The following is an 18,931-nucleotide window of genomic DNA, read 5'->3' on the forward strand; positions in this document are numbered from 1 at the left end:
TTATGCCAAATATAGTAAAAGGATTTAATTGTCTAATTATCATCCTTTTTTGCGCACATTTTTCGCGTGGGCAAGTGTTGATGGATCATCCTTATTCATTGTGGGACGGGTCTGAAAATGAAGAAATCCATGCAGTGTATGAAGATACTTTGTTCGATATTTATTTTTTGGGAGGTACAATTTCTAGTGTTGGTGGGGTATTAAGTCCACATAATATTTTTTGCTTGAATCGAAGTGATTTAACCATTAATTGGGACTACACACACATGTTTGATCCTATGGGCTATGGAGAGATAAATTCAATTGCGATTCATAGAGAAAGTTATATGGTTTCAGCTATGCCTGAACCATATGAGGAGCATGTAACAAGAATTTATTTTGCAGGTCAATTTTCGAGTACTATTTCAATTAGTGAGCCACATATTATTGAGAAATTTGTTGATACTACAAATAAATATGGCTCAACAGGGTTTGTACAGGATTTATGGTCACCCCAAGTGTATGGTGAAGACCATAACGATCAGCTTGGCAATAGTAAAAGATGGGCTGCTCATGATATTGAAATTATAGAAGATACTATTCTTTTTGTTGGTAAGTTTAATTTTGATTCAACTCAAGTGTTTGGGCATTTAAAAAATGCAATTGCATTTGATATAAATAATAACTGGGTTCCGGGAATTTTCGATCTTGATTCTAACGGTTATAATGACGAGTATTTTGGAATTAATCCACATTTTTCTGGCGGTTCAATTCATTCTGACACTACAAGGAATGGAGCATGGAAGATCCAAAAGTATGGTGATAAATTGTTTATTGCTGGCGATCATTCAAGACATTTTAATCAATCAGGATATTTGTATGCGTATGATTTACAAGGACATAAGCTTCCAGAAAATCAGTTTAATTTGGAGTACGGAAGTCAGAATTGCACGTCAATTTGGGATTTTGAAATAATAGAATTAGCAGACACATTTATTGTTTTTGGTAGAAATAATATTGACACGGCAAGTGAATATGTCATTAAAATGGATGGTTCTGAATACACAAATGGAGGAACGAATACCTATCCTTTTGATATGAGTGGTTATCCACACCAAGGAGCACCTAGTTACCCTGGAATGCATGATTTTGCACATAGAAATAACAAATTATATGGACTGGGCAGAATTGATCATTTGTATCCTGATCATATCAAAATATACGACATGAATCAATCATTTCCTATCGTACCAGATACAATTAGAGTTAGCAATTATGTGCAGTATTATAATTTTCAAATTCATGGTACATTAAAATCTTGGCATCTAGGGGGGCCAGGGGCTAATGGCGTAGGTCTTGAAATGAGTGCTTTTCCAGCTTATGATGAACTTCATGTAGTAGGTAATATTTTAATCTTATCTCATTACTACCTTGGTTGGGCTGATGGTCATCAAGTGCCAGGTGGTCTGGCAATGTGGTGTTTGGAACCTGATGATCCAAAGTTTTTCTTGGATTTTGATACAACAATTTGTCATGGTGATACAGTGAAATATTCCATTCCCAAAACTGAATATGCAGAAGGGTATGAATGGTCTTATAGTGGTACAGGAATAGATTTTATTGAGGACGCATTTGGAGATACTTCTTTTTATGAGACAGACTCATTATTTGTTAATATTTTATTTCTTGAGAATTTTACACCGGGTGTATTGTCGGTGCATCCTTATACTACATGTGGTGGATTTACATATAATTCTGAAAAAGTATATTCTAACAATGTTATAGAAATTAATATCGGAACTAATCCGCTTCCTAATGCAGTTGCAGGAAATGATACAGTTGTTAATTGTTTCAATAATGGTGTTGTTCTTCATGGTCATTCAGACACGTCTAATGTAAGCTATGAGTGGAATCAAATTAATAACCAGTTGTTTTTGAATTTTCAAGGTCAAGACTATGTCGCCTCGGATGAAGATGGATATGTGTTAAGAGTAGAGAATCAATTTGGGTGTCTTCAGTTCGATACGGTATTTGTAACCATGGACACGGTAAAGCCAAATTTCAACAGTATACCTTCTGCTATTTTAGGCTGTGATGACACTCTTCAAGTAATTGGTGAATGTATCAACGGAACAGATACAACTTCATGGTGGAAGAAATTTGGTTATCCCGATACATTGAATAATCCAATTTACATTTCTAGTCCTGGAGAGTACTGGTTTTATACCCAATTTGCGAGTAATGGCTGCGTTGATAGTATTTCTGTAAATATTTCTGAAAGTCCATTGATTCCCAACATAGAAATCTCCAATTACACAATCCCTTCTTTAGGAACACCACTTACGTATTTGACATGTGATTCAACTTCACTGACATTAACCACTTTCTCTGATACAGCAAACACCACAATTAGTTGGGTAGATCAGGATACATTGAATCCAATTGGACCAACATTGACCGTGTTAGACTCCGGTTTATATTATATCCATGTGATTAATAACAGTAATAACTGTCAAAATTTTCAAACTATAATCATTGGACTCGATACAGCAGCTCCTTTGGTTCCTACTATTATTCCACCATCTTCAGTTTTAAATTGTTCAAATGATTCACTTTTGTTGGATGGAACCACAGGAGGTTTAAATACGCTAGAATGGACGGGAGGAATGATTTCTCCAAGTTCAAATCCGCTTACAATTTTTGATCCCGGATATTATATTTTAACTGCTACGTCAACACTTAACGGTTGTACTTCATCAGATTCAATCCTAATAATTCAGGACAATTCTATAGATGTTATTGCCTCAAATGATACTGTTGGCTGTGCTGGTGATCCGGTTAATCTTAGTTCAACTTATGTTGGAAATATTACGGGAATAAACTATTTGTGGAGTAACGGTACAACAGGTTCCGGGGCAACATATACTGCAGGGTCTGACTCCATTGCCATAGTTCAAATTTCAGGTGATGGCGGTTGTGTTGGACAGGACACTGTTTATATTGATATTCCACCTTATCCAGCCATGAGTATTCAAGCTTATGCTCCTTGTGGAACACCTAATTCGGGTTATTTAGTATTAAATCCTATCTCAGGCTGGGGACCATATGAGTTTTCAATTGATGGAGGTGCTAATTTTCAGACATCTTCAACTATTGGAGGTTTAGGGCTAGGTACACACACTGTAACCGTTAAGGATTCTCTGGGATGTTGGTATGATTTTCCTGCTGAATTAACTGAAAGTGCTGCACCTCCAACTCCTGATTTTTTATTGTCTACAGATAATTATGAAACGGATACAATAGCAATTGTCAATATCAGTAGCCCAATGCCGGATAGCGTAGTTTGGGTTTTCCCTTCTTCATTTGTTATTGTTGATTTGAACGATACTATGCCAATTGTGGTTTTACCTGATACCGGTTCGTTTCCTGTTACACTTGAAGGATATTATGGACAGTGTATAGGTGCTAATACTAAACTCATTAATGTAACAGAGTTTGATACCACTATTGCAACTTATTATAATCAAAATGGCATAAAATCAATGTCTTTGTATCCTAATCCAAACGCAGGTGCATTTACAGTTGATATTGAATTTTATACCAAGCAAAATGTGAATCTGTCGATTACGGATGTTACGGGAACGGTTTATCATCCTGTTGAGTTTTTTGATACTGATTTAATTTCTTATCAATTTGATATGAATCCAGCCCTTGTAAATGGTACTTATGTTCTGCGGATTGCAGCAGAATTTGACAGTGCTTATATAACCTTTGTTTTGAATAGATAAGCTTGAAAAAGAACCTCCTTTACATATTGCTCTTAACACTCCTTCCGGTATGCGGATTTGGACAAAATCTGGACAAACTTGGAAAGAAAGATGCTATTAAAGTGAGCGGAGGTTTATCCTTTAACACCATCACATATTTTCAGTCGGGCTTGCTAAATGCAAGAAGAGATCCTTTTACCTGGTTTGCCTCTGGAAATATCAATGTATCAATATTGGACGTTTCCCTTCCCTTTACTTATTCGTATTCAAACCAAGGTGGGAAATTTACACAACCATTTAACCGTTCGGCCCTACATCCTAAATGGAAATGGATTAATTCACATATCGGATTAGTAAGCATGAACTTTTCACCATATACATTGACAGGTCACTTATTTCTGGGTGGAGGAGTTGAATTAACTCCGGGTAAATGGAAAATAAAGGCAATGGGAGGTAGGCTGATTAAACCTGTAGAATATGATGTTTTGGCGGACAATGTTAACGATATCGCATACAGAAGATGGGGTTATGGATTAAGTGTTGGATATGAAGACAAAGGATATGGTGGAGAAATTATCATTTTTAAAGCCAATGATGATCCAAATTCATTACCATTTATTCCTTTAAATACAACTGTAAAACCTCAAGACAATTTGGTAGTAAGTGTCAAAGGTAAAGCTAACATTGTGAAAGATTTAAGTGTTCAAGCTGAATATGCGTTTAGTGCGCTTACTCAAAATGTAAATGATCTTACTGATTTGTCTCCGGATAAATCTACTTTTTTACACCCATTGATCAGAGGAAATAGTTCCACAGATTACTTCAATGCTTTCAATGCTTCATTAAATTACAAGCACAAATTCATGAATTTTGCATTGAAATTTGAGCATATTGATCCGAGATATAAGACTTTAGGTGGTTATTATTTCAACAATGATTTACAGAATTATACTTTCGCTCCCTCTTTTAAATTAATGAAAGGTAAGTTGAGTTTAGGTTTAAATTCCGGCTTCCAAAGAAATAATCTATCATCAGAAGAAGCTTCTACTACTAATCGTTGGATTGGATCTTTAAATGCAACTTATGTTCCATCTGCTAGTTGGGTGATAAATGGAACTTACTCAAATTTCAGTACCTATACGAGAAACAGACCAATTTCAGATCCTTTTTACTATCAACCGGCAGATACTTTGAATTTTTATCAATTAACACAAAATGCGTCTGCAATGATTTCATATACCGTTGGAAGTGATGATTTCAAAAATGTTATTCAACTTATTTACAATTATCAAGAAGCAACTAATGTCTCAGGAAATATTTCAACAGGTGGAGCATTTGGTGTAGGAGTACAAACCACAGCAGTGGGTATTCCTTCAAAAGTGCATATGGGAAATCTGGCTTATACCGCTCAATTTTCAAAAATCAATGCAGGATTAACGTTAGCTGCAAATGTGAATCAAACAAATATGTTGGATCAAAGTTCAACCTTTTTCGGACCCACCATAAATTTTAATAAAGCGCTTGCCAATAAAAAAATGAACCTAACTGTTGGAAGCACATACAATAGACAATTCTCAAATAGTGTTTTGACTAGTGATATACTCAATCACCGATTATCCTTGAGTTATAATCCAAAATTTGAGAATGAAAAAATTGGAAAAGTTGGTTTGGCACTTAATGCCAATTTGATGCAACGTTTTGCTACTTCAAGTACTGAAACAAATGTGCATGAAATGAACGTGTTTTTTAATGTGAATTATAGTTTTTAATGTTTAGACTTTACAAATATCTAATATTGCTGTTTGTTGTTTTTACAACACTGCAGGGTCGTTCTCAAAACTATCCGGTACAGACATTTGTGTCTATTACACCTCCTTATTCATCTTATTTACCTGATTATGCTGATCCTTTCAATAATCAGATGAAAATATTGTTGACGCTTACAGATTTTGCAGTGCCATCACATCAGGTGAAGTTAAGATTTACTATTGAAGGAACAGGATATACCATTAAAACCAAAGAAGATCTTTCAACTTTACCAACAATTACTTTAACACCGGGAGTTCCTATGGAAGTTTCGGGTTCAATGCTGGCACCTTATCTTTCATCTGATAACCTTCAGTTTTTACAGGGAATAGATAAAGCACAGTATGAAGCTACACAGCTGTTGCCAGAAGGTTTAGCAAATGTTTGCGTTGAAGTAATCAATGCAGAAAATGCCAATCAAGCTGTATTAAGTAACCCTGCTTGTGGTCAGTATTGGTTTGCATTATATGATCCGCCCTTATTAAATCTACCTTTTTGTGGGGATGAGGTGACACCTACAGATCCGCAACAAATAATGTTTTCTTGGTCACCTTTGCACATGGTTAATCCAACTAGTGCAGCAACTGAATATGTATTTGAAATAGTTGAGATAACACCTGCTAATGAAGGGATAGATCCAAATTTTGCATTCAGTTCAATTGGTACAAGAGATTCGATTATTACAACCAACACCTTTGTCAATTATGGAATTACTAACCTTCAGCTTCAAGTTGGCTACACTTATTACTGGAGGGTAAAAGCAAGGGATGCAACAGGTAGAAGTTTATTTGTAAATAATGGATTTTCACAAGTATGCAGTTTTAAATATGGAAATGCAGCTAGTTCATTGTTGAATGGAATTGTACTTGAACTGGAATCAGAAGGTACAGGACAAAATGTAGGTACGGCTACCTGGAATGGATCATCCATGTTTGATGAATATGTTTTGGAAGTTAGAAAAACCGGTAATCCTGATTTTAACTGGCATCCAATATCTACTACAGATATTACTGAAAAAATGTACATGCTTGATCCTGAAACTGAGTATGAATGCAGGGTAAAAGGATTGGCTGGTGGGGCTGAAACTGATTGGAGTAATACTTCAATTTTTACAACATTGCCTGAGCGAAATTATGAGTGTGGATCTACTGCATTGCCTGGTAAACCTGCTCAGATAATACCGCTTGAATTTTTAATGCCCGGAATGAAGGTGCAAACCGGACAGTTTATAATGGAGGTAACGGCAGCAGAACCTGCAACCAATAATCAACCGGGCCATTTTAGAGGAACAGGTAGAATCCCTATCACCTTTTTAATGACTGCAAATGTTGAGTTTGAGGATATACTAATTGATGAAAATCTCATTCATTATGATGGTAGAATTGATGTGATGACCAGTGGGGTTGAGGAGTGGGCAGGTGCATTTAACAATGTGTACATTGATGGAATTATTAGCTCTTTTGCAGTTGATTCACTTGATTCCACGGTTGTGTTCCAGATAGAAGGAATGGGTCAGCAAGTGTTTGACTGGCCTCCTCCTGGTGAAACAATCACCATAATTGATGATAGTGGAAATATCTATACCATTGATGAAAATGGTAATGTTACAGTAACGGTTATGGTGGCTCCTGATAATGATAATTTGGATGCTACCGCCAATCGTCAAATCTATTTTATTGAACATCCAAATCAGGTGTATGGATTTGATAGGTTGGAGTATAGCGAATGGACAATGCAATATCCGGCCATTGCATTGTCTGATGGCACCAACTATTTTGTCTCCTACAAATCACTAAGGATTAATCAAACGGATAAGCTTTATGCGGTGATAAAATCAGATACATTGTTTACACCAACTTTTGTTACTGCCGGTGGAGATGAGTTAACGGCTACAATGATTGCTGATACTTTGTATGAAATTACAGTGGGTAATTATGCAACTTCTCAAGTGATTTATGCATATGACGACAAAAATGGCAAAATAGGAAAATGCAATCTTTCAGTTTATGATGATAAACACAATGAAGTTGTAATTGTACCAATTAACGGTGCTCAAGTTCCTTCTGCAACTGTACTAGAGAGTTCACTTAACGAGATATTTATTCAGGCTTCAGCTACTTTTAGTGTAAGCGTTGCACCAAATTATAACATCAGTTTTGATACAAATAGTAATGGTTTAGATGGCGCAAGTGATTCAACCTTGAGCTTGTATTCTGATGAGATGAAAACCATTAGAGATGCCTATTTTGCTGACACCCTAAAAGAAAATAAGCTGTATTTATTTGTGGTTCCTCAAATTGAAGGTGACTTGGCCGGGTATATGGTAAGGGGAAAAATTGTAGGGTTTGTAGAAGAAGGACAACCAAACAGAACTTATGCCCATGAATTAGCGCATGGAGCATTTGATTTAGAGCATACCTTCCCTGAAATTCAACAAGGTCAATCTAACAATATTTTAGATTACAGTAATGGAACTCATTTAACCCATGATCAGTGGTATCAAATCCATCATTTCAATTTGAGTTTTAGCTTTTTGGATGATGCTGAGGATGGGAGTTTACAAAATTTCTCAAGTATTCTAAGTTTCTATGAAAATAAACCAACTTGGACGGTTGTCCAAAGTCATCATGGCTTTGTATTATTGGATGGCTCCACTGTTAAAATTCCAGGTGTTACTCATGTGGTTTTTGATATTAATGGAAAGGTGTTCATGTTCAAAGCAAATGGTCAAAACTATAAACCTTATTTTGCCAAGGGGTTAATTAATGGAGGTTATTTTATAACAGGATATTACAAAGAGGAGATTACAAATTCTTTTATAAAGAGTTATCCACGTTCAGATGAGGAATTAGCGGAATATAAAGAAGATAGTCTTATTGGTTTGAGGTTTAAAAACTTTGAAAATGTAGTTCAAGGAGATTTCCTTTATACATATGCGCCCAAAATAGAATATGATGAATATTCGAATTGTATATGTCATCAAATTTGGCAAGCTGATGAAAATTTTAATGTACAGAGTTATTTTTCAGCAAATGAAGATTCATGGTTTATCAATCATCAGATTATCTCAAGAATTAGTCGATCAAGTACAGTTTCGTATCAGGGCTGTAATGGAACTTGTATTGATTATGGAATTTTTAATGTGAGTGGTCCAGCAGAAAAGTTATTTGTTCAACTAGCTCCAGATGCTCCTGACCTATTCAAATTGGAAGAATTAGTTCAATATTTAAATGAGAAGATAGATACAATAGATCGTTTTGGTTTTTATTCAAGATTAAAGGACGAATCTGAAAATAAGTACACCAGAGAGTTATATATAGACAATGAGATTTCTCACAAAGGGTTGGCCTTATTTTGTAAGAAGCACTCAGTTTATTCTAAAACAAAGTTTCAAGAGATTTTTGGAACAACTTTACTAAAAGGAGGTCGAGATGTGTCTATAATTTTCAGTAAGGAAGATTTGTGGGTTATGGCGGACGAAACATATAATGACATATCTATAGATCATTACTATTTCAAAGTTACAGGGTCAAAGAGAAATTACGAATATTCATTTGCGGATTTAACAGAAAGGGATTACATAAAGCAGCATCATAATTTAATGTGGAGAGGGATTTTAGATGCGGAAAACCACGGTTTTGCACAACCAATTGCATTGCATGAATACTATCAGCAATTAGTTGCTAAATATGGAACTGATAATGCTTTTATTGGACTTATTGATGCCATGAGTATTATTTCCAAACTCTACTGCCTAGATTTAATGGAGCTGGGTGAGGCAATAGGTAATGATTTGCAAAAATTTTTAAACGCTGCTGAGATTAGCCCTGCAGTTTATAATCCAAGTGATCCAAATTATATCAGTGGTCCCATTATAGCCTATAGGCTAGTGAACGGTGATATTTGGACAGATGGTGAATCTTCTAAATTGCAATTTGCATATTTATGCGGATTGTATAACGGAGCGGTACATGAAATCCATGATATGGGACAATTAATACCTCTGTTATTTGGTTATTTATGTGACTCTGAAATTAAAAAAGGTATAGATGATGCAATAGCCAGTTTCAGTTTGTCAACAATTGCAGAAGCTGTTGAAGAAGATTTTAGTGGAAATCAGTATGAAAGAGCTGAAATGGCTGGAAGATATACTGTTATGGTAATAACTGCAGTTATCCCACTGAGTAAAACAAAGTTTTTCACTAAGTTGAAAAATTTCACAAAAGTTTTAAAGAATTTACCAAAGAAACTAAAGTCATTTTTAAAGAAAGTAAATTCTGGAGATTTACCCAAATGGAAAATTAAAGATGGTAAAGTCGATACAGAATTGCAAAAACTAACTTTTGGTGATGAAGAGATTACTGTTTTTAGTATTACAGAGGATGAAACTCCTGTTCTGCTCATAGAACAGAATAAGTTTTTAGACGATTACCTGCCAAATGAAGTAGTTGACGATTTAGGAGAAGTTAATTACAAAGAATGGGGGGCGAATGAGACGAAATTAGATGAGCTAGTTCTAGTTGAAAAAAGTGATGGAACTGTTGGGGTTGGTAAGAAGAAAGTATTGAATTTAGACTGGGTAGATGAGTTAACTGGTCCAGGCTGGAATCAAGTAAAGAGAGATTTATTAAAAGCAGATCTGAAAGCTAATCCAAATATGTTTGATAATTTAGACAATTTGGATGGAGCTGAAGCCTGGAAAGTTATAAAAGATGCTATTCCAAATGCATCAGGAACAACGCAATTTGCAAAAGATCCTTTAGTAATCAAAAAAGTTTCTGAAATGATTCAAGAGGGTTCTGATTTTAGGATTTATGCGGGGGAGAATTGGGAGAGTTATTTAAACGATATATTATCTGTTGCAGATATAAGTCCGTGCAGTACCTGTGGTGTTGCTACTGGAATATCCAAATCAGCTCCTTCATTAGAAGTACACTTGGAAAATGTGAATTATTTTATTTCAAATTTTAATGCCAGTGGAAAAGCTTCAAAGTTTTTTTCTTGGATGAAAGGCAGCTCTGCAAATGGAAATCCTCTCTCACCATACAATAGAAGCGAAATGTTTCAAACATTGGATGAAATTAAAAAAATGGGCTTAACGGAATCTAGTCTGTCGACTGTTGGAGGTAAATTTCATACAGGATCTTCCTCTTCAAGGATGTCAGATTTACAGGTAGGTCAAGTTCATTATGAGTTTAAAAACAAGGATTTTTCGTTGGCAGCTGATGGTTCATTGTCGAAATCAGATATAGAACAAGTTTTGGGTAACGAAGGTGCTTTTTCTAGTATAAATGGAATCTCAGAATATAAATGGAAACCATTTAATGCGAGACAAAATGTGGATTCCGATAACATTAAAAAATTGTGGCAAAAGGCTTTTCAAAATTCAGACAGCAATGCTGGACCAACCACACAGGAGATTTATCAGAACATGAAAAGTAGTTTGAAGCAACAATTGGGTATAGATGGTATGACAGGTCAACAACAGTTTAATCAATTAATTTTAGATTTGGATTCAGATTTGTACGGTTTTATTTTAGCTAATTAAATGGGGTTTTTATTCATAAAGAAAGTTCAGGATATAAAGGATTTTGTATTCTGCTTTGAATCAGTAATTAAATTAGATTGCCAAGGTGATTTGCATTCAATCGATCAAAGTTTAAGTTGTGACATTGATATAATTGGTTCTTTTGAAAGTTTTAACGACCAAATATTTATTAATTCATGGAATGGAAGTTATATCATTTTAGATAATAAGCTGAGTATCATAGAAAAGGGTGAAGGAAAAGGGTTTTTCAAATCATCCCAGTTTTATTTGGGTATACAGTATTTGCAGAATGAAATTTTGTGTGAAGGAATTATGAATAGAGATTTTGAGATTTTGGATGTTGGAGAGAGACTAAAAAAAAACAATATTAATTTTTCCAATGAATCATCATATTGTTTTTTGGAAAATACCAGTATAGTGAATTTCAATATAGAACTAAAGAGTTTTGATTGGAGTTTTGATCTAAAGGTGCTAGGTACTTTTGTAAATGAAGATGGAAAAGTGAAAAATTATGTTGTAGAGCGATTTTTGGGTCTCTATAATGATGTTGAACTTTTGATTGCTTGTAACGGTAGATTGATAATCTCTATTGATATTAATTCAGGAAAATTAGAAAGGACTTGGCAACACCTAGAAGGTTTTGGTTCTGAAATATACGGAGGAGTATTTTTGAATAAAATCCCACCGGCCAATGGTTTTCAGTTGAATATAGATAAAAACATTCTTTACAGTATTGCAGGCCAGTTTATAGTCGTAATTGAATTGAATTCTGGAGATGTTTGGTTTAAAAATTTAGAAAGTACAATGAATTCTAATTTTATTGAAAATTTCAGATATTCGATTGGTTACGCTGAGGATGAATCTCATTTTTATACCATAGGAGAAATGAATCAAAATCATTTTGAAACCGATTACATTCCACAGTGCCTATTGTCTATAAATAAAGTGACATTTAGCATTGATTGGGTATTTAGGTTTGAAAATGACGGAGTAAAAACGGAGTTACCTAAATTATTCAAAAATCGGCTATACCAATTGACTTCTTCAAACACCCTCCACATCTTCCAAAAACAACAACCCCCAACCTAACAACAATCACCCCCCTTCTCGCGCTCGTTTGTAACGAGTGCGTACCTACATTCAAATACATTCAACTTCAACACAAAGGTTCAACTTTCACATTTAACAGTGGCTTGTCTTCTTCATATGCCAAATAACTGCAATTTACCCATTCTCTCTCATGTTGGACAGAGCCTGCGTCAATTGGGTTATAATGAATATAACGAAGCCTTTGCTCTCTTTTTTCGTTTGAATCCAAAGAATCATCCAAAATATTGGTGTAAGGTCTTCGAATAAATAAATCAACCCAACCAACAATCGTAATTGTAACAAATGTAGGTACAGAGCTATCAATAACTTTGTATCTTTCTGACATGAACTTAAAGTTATTAAAAGTTGGTTACTAGAAATGTTTTTGAACTTTTATCACAACCTACTAATAGATTGCGCACTCGTTACAAACGAGCGCGAGGGGGGGAGAAAATCCTAAACGTACCTTTAAACTATCATTATTGGATGCCTTAATTCCTGACATTGCCACGGCTGCACAAACAAAATTTTAATTTGTTTCAAAATACCCGCTAAAGTTTTTTTCGAGAAATTCTGTTTTCTTTTCCAATCTCTTTTTTATGGCGTCAACAGAATAATCTGACGTTGAAACGTCTGAAAATAATCTCTTTAGGAAGGCAATCATATTTTCTCTTTCAGAATAAACCTGTGTGACAAAATACATAAATGAATGTCCATTTGATGGATCAGCATTTAAATCTGAAATTGAAATATTTTCTCCTTCAGGCGTATAAAAAGTTAAATGAATAGAGTGTTTTTTATTGGATAATGTCAATCTATCTCTATCCTGATAAGTTTCGTGTAATTTATACTTTGCTTTTAAAGATTGAGCAATAATATTTCTAGCATCAAGATAGTTTTCTCTATAATCATTTGTCATATAAAACTGCTAACCGTAAATTAAAATCTATTTAAAGATACATGAACAGATTTTGTAATCCAAAAACAACAATCGCCAACCCAACCAACAATTGTAATTGTAACAAATGTAGGCACAGAGCTATCAATAACTTTGTATCTTTCTGACATGAACTTAAAGGTATTAAAAGTTGGTTATTAGAAAAATTTTTGGACTTGACTCACAGCCTTCTAATATGTTGCGCACTCGTTACAAACGAGCGCGAGGGGGGAAGCACGGCTAATCAGCAATCAGTGAAAACTGTAGTGAATTTAAAGTAGAAATGAAAAAGGAAGCTAAACTGAAAATTTATTCACAGATTGAATCAAAACTTATTATAACCTATAATCAAAAGGGGTTCCGGTCAAAGAAAATTCCATTTCAATTTTATAGGAATGGGTTTACAGTGCTGATGGGAGCATCTTCAGAATATGATGATTCAATAACAATAAGACCTTCTTTTAGTGTCAAGAATGAAACTATACAGGAGACTTTAACTCAAGTTAATTTTCCAAATCGCTTGCTCCAATTGACTTCCAAAAGAGTGCAGAATTCAAATTTTGCTCACGAATTTGGAGTAACGGAGTTTGATAATTCCTCGTTCAATTTTGTTGGAGAAGAAGGATTAAAATATGCTTCTTATTACTACAGTATCGAAGAAAACACAAACCTAACACCAATCGTAGAAGACCACATCAACTTCATGGAAAAAGTGGGGTTTAGATATTTTGAAGCTTTGAGTACGATTCATGGCATCAATGAATATTTTAATAATAGACTATTAGGATTGTCAGATGAATTTTTTGAAAACCCCACTAAAAAAGAAGAAATAGGAGATTCGTTTCAAAAAGAAGAAGTATTAAGTGCTATTGTGGCTGCTCATTTGGAGAAAGATGAGAGATATAAGAAAATCGTTGAGAGATATAAAAAAATTTATTCAAATAATGATTGGTACTTGGAAGATATAGAAACGTTGGTTGAATACTTAAACCAAAACCCCACCTAAGACGAAAACGCCCCCCCTCGCGCTCATTTGTAACAAGTGCGTACCTACATTCAACAACAACACCCTCCACATCTTTCAAAAAGACTAACCCCCAACCTAACAACAATCACCCTCAAAATTGACCAATAGCAAATTTTCTGCTTTTGTTTTGCGCTAGATTTGCTGTATGAAAACATGGGTTACCCTTTTGTTGATTGGAGTGTTTAGCTTTGGTTCATTAGCAACCGAGCAGGATACTGTACAAAGAAACTACAGGTTTTGGATGACTGCGCAGTTGGGTTTTGCCAAAATGTTTAACCAGGATCAGGGGCCAAATGAGTTTTTTCCTGTAATGGTAGGGGCTTATTTTTCAAAAAAGTATCAGGCAGTGGCATTGCACATCAATCGTTTTGAGGAGTTAACAGAAGGTTTTTGCTTTAGTTGTAATCCTCCGGATAAAATCAATGCGATTAATTTGCTTTATGGCTTCAATTACAACCAAAAATGGTTTGGTTTAAATGCCATGGCAGGAGTTGGTGTCGCATTTGGCGAACGAACACAGTATTTGGGTATGGAGATAGATTATGGATACCTACCTCCAACAGCTTTTCCTGTTTATGAGTACAAGAGTTTTGTGACCTACAATATTCCGTTCAGCTTAAGCTCTTCCTTTATTTTTCATAAAACATCTGCCTTTACCGTAACTGGTTTTTATGCCTACAATAATCAGCTGCAAAATTATGGGGTGATGTTTGGGTATTCTTTTGGGTATATGAGGTAAGGATGTTTTGTCCTTTTTTTCATTACCAAAAAAAGCTAGCATCTCGCTTCACACATTCTAATTTAAGCTCCTCAAAAGCTAAAGCCTAAATATTTTCTGACATACACCCATATCCTGGGGTCAGAAAATCGGATCGGCTTTTAACGCTTTCTGCGTCGTTAAATCGACTAAAGATGGTGTTTAAATGGATTGGAGTTAAAAAAAGAGATTCACGCGCACAAGAAAAATAAACAATGCGGCGCGCTAAATTCACGAATGATTAGAAGATGGATGCGGTTTTCAAATTTGCTAAATGTTGAAATTTATGTTAAGCGCAGAAGATGATCAATTTTCAATTTTCTATTTGTTGAAATTATCATTAACCTCCCCCTTAGTCCCCCTCCAAAGGGGGAAACAGATAAATTCTAAGATCGGCATCTGCTAATCCTATGTTATAAATTACCCCGCAAAAATCGTATTGAGGCGACCGTTGAGGCGTAGCCGAGACAATTGAGCCGAAAAGATTTAGAGGAGGATAATTTAGAGTAGGTTAGCAGCAGCCGCCACCAATGATTTTTTTTCGTTTTTTTTTCATCTAAGGGAAAAAAAGAACAAGTACCAAAGAGAATGATTTTTCAATTATGGGAAAAAAGGATAAATGCTGAAAAAAATATGATCTAAAAAAGTCAAAAAAACATCACCTCATCACAAATACCCACCAATCACCTGTACCAAACTATGCAAAGGCACAACACCAGATTGTCTCCAAACCTGCTTGCCATCTTTATACAAAATCATAGTCGGAACACCTCTAACTCCTAATTGACCTGATAAAACCTGATGCTTATCTACATCAATCTTCACAATTTTTATCTGATCCTTCATCTTGTTTTTAAGATCCTTCAAAATAGGAGCCAACGCTTTGCATGGTCCACACCAGGTAGCATGAAAATCTACCAATACGATAGGATGACTTTTAACGATATCTTCAAACTTTGCCATGTCAAACAAATTTACTGCAATCTTACTACAATTGAAAAATTCACCAGCTGCTTTGCATCAGTTTGACTTATGATAAAAATTACTCAATCCAGCCATTATCTGTAATTCATAAAAGAATGGGTTTAGAGCTATTATTGGCTTTATATCTATCTGATGGGAACTTAAATTTCTTTTATGAGTTCGTCATATTAAAACCTATTGAATCGTGATTGGAGTGTGAGTATAATTTCATTCCTTACCTTTGTAGTGCTAACACTACTTATGGATAGGTTCAGATTTTACGTTCTATTATTCACTTTTCTTTCTACAAATGTTTTTTCAAAATCAATTGAAGAACATTGGGCTATCTGGAAAAATGTAAATGAAGCAGACACCACGCGATTAAAGGCTCTTAAGCTTTATACAACGAATAAATTTATTTATTCTGACCCAGATTCTGCAATTCATTATTTTGAGGAGATGCATGATTTTGCTTTGTCCAAAGAACTTAAGGATTATCAATCTGATGCATTGAGATACATTGGTGCTACTTATCATCTGCGTGGGAATTATGTAATGTCAAATGATTATTACCATCAAAGTTTAGCTATTAGAAAAGAAATAAAGGATACAAATAGAATAGCTTCTTCATACAATGATATTGCTGGAGTTTACCAAAATCAAGGAGATGATGATCTTGCTTTGGAATTTTATAATAAAAGCATGGAGCTTTTTGAAATCACAGGTGATAAATCTGGATTGTCAAGGTGTTTTCACAATATTGGTAGTGTATTAAGTGATAACAATGAATGGGATACTGCAGCTTATTATTTTAACCAAAGTTTATTGTTAGACAGAGAATTGGGTGAAAAGATTCCGGAAGCCTACGCACTCATTAATTTGAGCAAAATCTACCTTGAAGTAGGTGAGCTCGATTCGGCATTAGCCTTTTCTTATCAAGCAATTGCAATTCTTGAAACTAGAGTGGACAAAGAAGGTTTATCAGCTTCTTACAATGGACTTGCCGAAATATATTTCAAACAGAAAAAGTATGATGATGCTCTGGAGTTCGCCCAAAAAGCTTATCAAATTTCATCTGAAGGTTTGTCCATTTTGCAAACGAATCAGTCAGCTAATAACTTGTATCGCATCTACAAGAAAAAAAATGATTTCAAATCAGCTTTAGAGATGCTTGAATTACAAATGGAATTGACCGATAGTATTAAAAATGAAGAAGCCAAACAAAAAACGTTGCAGCAAAAATATGAATTTGACTATGGACAAAAATCATTGGCAGATAGTTTGAAATTTGTGGAGGAACAACGTATTTCTGACTTTAAACACGAGCAGGAAAGTAAACAGCAAAAATTAATTATTATTTCGGCTATAATAGGACTGATACTTGTTATTCTTTTCTCTTTTATCATATACAAAAGGCTTCAATTAACAAGAAAACAGAAGCATATAATAGAAGATCAAAAAGTAAAAGTAGAAGAGGCTCATCAAGAAATTCAAGATTCAATTAACTACGCTAAACGTATTCAGTCAGCGATATTACCACCACCTAAAATGGTGAAGCAATATTTGGAAAAATCATTTGTCATTTACAAACCAAAAGATATTGTAGCCGGAGATTTTTACTGGTTAGAAACCAAAGGTGATAATATTCTATTCGCTGCAGCAGATTGCACCGGTCATGGAGTTCCCGGAGCTATGGTATCAGTGGTATGTAATAATGGATTAAATAGATCTGTTAGAGAACACGGAATTACTGATCCGGGTAAAATTTTAGATAAAACCCGCGAAATTGTCATTCAAGAATTTGAAAAGTCTGAAGAAGAAGTAAAAGACGGAATGGACATTGCGCTTGTTTCGCTTACACTCAATAAAAAGAATGAAATAGAGAATGAGAATGACAGTGGGGATGAAGAAAACACTCATACTCATTCTGCTTCCCATTCTGTTCTAAAGTATGCGGGTGCTCACAATCCACTTTGGATCATCAGAAAAGGAGCAGAGGAAGTAGAGGAAGTCAAGGCGGACAAACAGCCAATTGGAAAGTTTGACAATCCACAATCTTTTACGACTCATGAAATAACACTAAGTTCCGGGGATACTTTCTATATATTCTCAGACGGTTTTGCAGATCAATTTGGTGGAGACAAAGGTAAGAAATTCAAGGCTGCCAATATGAAAAAACTGCTTTTATCAATGCAAAATGAAAGTATGGAACGTCAAAAAGAATTGATAGATGAAGCCTTTGAAAATTGGCGTGGAAATCTGGAGCAGTTAGATGATGTTTGCGTAATAGGTGTGAGAATATAATTCGAACATCTATTTAAGCAGTTTATCCTGACCGCGTGTCGCTATAGCTTTAGCGGTGGCACAGCAAGTCGAAGGATATTTTAAAGAATATTGAATCGTTATTGGAGTAAGGGTGTAAGCCATTAAGGACAATCCATACAAGAGGAAGTATTGTAATAAGTAATCACAACATTCTTTGTGTCTTGCTTTAGTTTATAAGGCATTGTCAGATTTATATCCCAGCCTTGATAATAACTCATATGATTTGATTGAGTAGATACAGCAGTAGGCATTGATTGCCCCGGTTTAATATTGTTCTCCTCAGCTGGAGTTACAAATCCGTAAGTACCCGCCGGTAATTTTGTACTGAATTCGCCATTCATTTTGGAACTAACAACAGCTACCACTTTTGGAACCGAATCATTATGGGTGATTTCTACAATCAAAATAGTGGCTGAATATGGTCTCGGCTCAAACATATAATCTGGCATTCTTGCTCCTCCACTGCTATACTCAACAATTCCTATCTGTCCGGAGAATTCATATAAAGCTGTGTCTTTTTGTCCAAACAATGTACTTGTTAGTGACAACACCAGTATGATGAGTAAGTTTTTCATGAGTTTGTTTTCTTAATATACAGTTGTTAGATGGATTGGTTCAAATGGGATTATTCTTTTTTCCATTGAGCAAAAAATATACTTCCCCCTTGTGTGGGGAAATGTGAGAAGGTAAGGAGGGGGAAAAGAATGCACTGCTTTCGCAGAACAAGCGTTAG

11 protein-coding genes are annotated in these 18,931 nt (G+C 35.0%); 7 read left to right on the forward strand and 4 right to left on the reverse strand.

Going from position 1 to position 18,931, the window contains the following annotated elements; all coding sequences use genetic code 11:
- The first annotated feature begins 2 nt into the window (after positions 1-2).
- The 4 genes from K6119_RS15675 to K6119_RS15690 are packed head-to-tail and all read left to right on the forward strand — an operon-like array spanning position 3 to position 12,189.
- Positions 3-3,767 (forward strand): T9SS type A sorting domain-containing protein, encoded by a 3,765-nt coding sequence (locus K6119_RS15675; protein WP_221833185.1) that lies wholly within the window; start codon positions 3-5, stop codon positions 3,765-3,767.
- Between the two features lie 2 nt (positions 3,768-3,769).
- Positions 3,770-5,515 carry a hypothetical protein gene (locus tag K6119_RS15680; protein ID WP_221833186.1) on the forward strand — a complete coding sequence of 582 codons (1,746 nt, stop codon included), beginning with the start codon at positions 3,770-3,772 and terminating at the stop codon, positions 5,513-5,515.
- A complete protein-coding gene (locus K6119_RS15685; RefSeq protein WP_221833187.1) occupies positions 5,515-11,100 on the forward strand; it encodes a fibronectin type III domain-containing protein in 5,586 nt (1,861 codons plus the stop codon). Before K6119_RS15680 ends, K6119_RS15685 begins: the two co-directional genes overlap by 1 nt.
- Positions 11,101-12,189, forward strand: coding sequence for a hypothetical protein (locus tag K6119_RS15690; RefSeq protein WP_221833188.1), 1,089 nt, complete (start codon positions 11,101-11,103; stop codon positions 12,187-12,189).
- Between the two features lie 67 nt (positions 12,190-12,256).
- Here the strand turns inward: K6119_RS15690 and K6119_RS15695 are convergent, their stop codons facing one another.
- A complete protein-coding gene (locus tag K6119_RS15695; RefSeq protein ID WP_221833190.1) occupies positions 12,257-12,535 on the reverse strand; it encodes a hypothetical protein in 279 nt (92 codons plus the stop codon).
- A 183-nt stretch (positions 12,536-12,718) separates the two neighbouring features.
- Positions 12,719-13,108 (reverse strand): hypothetical protein, encoded by a 390-nt coding sequence (locus K6119_RS15700; protein WP_221833192.1) that lies wholly within the window; start codon positions 13,106-13,108, stop codon positions 12,719-12,721.
- A 301-nt stretch (positions 13,109-13,409) separates the two neighbouring features.
- Between K6119_RS15700 and K6119_RS15705 the strand changes: the two genes are divergently transcribed.
- Together K6119_RS15705 and K6119_RS15710 are read left to right on the forward strand one after the other, a co-directional pair.
- Positions 13,410-14,132 (forward strand): hypothetical protein, encoded by a 723-nt coding sequence (locus tag K6119_RS15705; RefSeq protein WP_221833194.1) that lies wholly within the window; start codon positions 13,410-13,412, stop codon positions 14,130-14,132.
- Between the two features lie 166 nt (positions 14,133-14,298).
- Positions 14,299-14,892: a hypothetical protein gene (locus K6119_RS15710; RefSeq protein WP_221833196.1), complete on the forward strand. Its 594-nt coding sequence runs from the start codon at positions 14,299-14,301 to the stop codon at positions 14,890-14,892.
- 684 nt (positions 14,893-15,576) lie between these two features.
- Here K6119_RS15710 and trxA read toward each other — a convergent pair.
- Entirely contained in the window at positions 15,577-15,873 is a 297-nt protein-coding gene (gene trxA, locus K6119_RS15715) for a thioredoxin (RefSeq protein ID WP_221833198.1), read from the reverse strand.
- Between the two features lie 261 nt (positions 15,874-16,134).
- On the opposite strand from trxA, the gene K6119_RS15720 reads away from it, so the two are divergent.
- Entirely contained in the window at positions 16,135-18,177 is a 2,043-nt protein-coding gene (locus tag K6119_RS15720) for a tetratricopeptide repeat protein (protein WP_221833200.1), read from the forward strand.
- 122 nt (positions 18,178-18,299) lie between these two features.
- Here K6119_RS15720 and K6119_RS15725 read toward each other — a convergent pair whose 3' ends face one another.
- Positions 18,300-18,773: a hypothetical protein gene (locus K6119_RS15725; RefSeq protein WP_221833202.1), complete on the reverse strand. Its 474-nt coding sequence runs from the start codon at positions 18,771-18,773 to the stop codon at positions 18,300-18,302.
- Positions 18,774-18,931 lie beyond the last annotated feature (158 nt).

Source organism: Paracrocinitomix mangrovi (assembly GCF_019740355.2).
In the GTDB taxonomy this organism is placed as follows: Bacteria; Bacteroidota; Bacteroidia; order Flavobacteriales_D; family Crocinitomicaceae; genus Paracrocinitomix; species Paracrocinitomix mangrovi.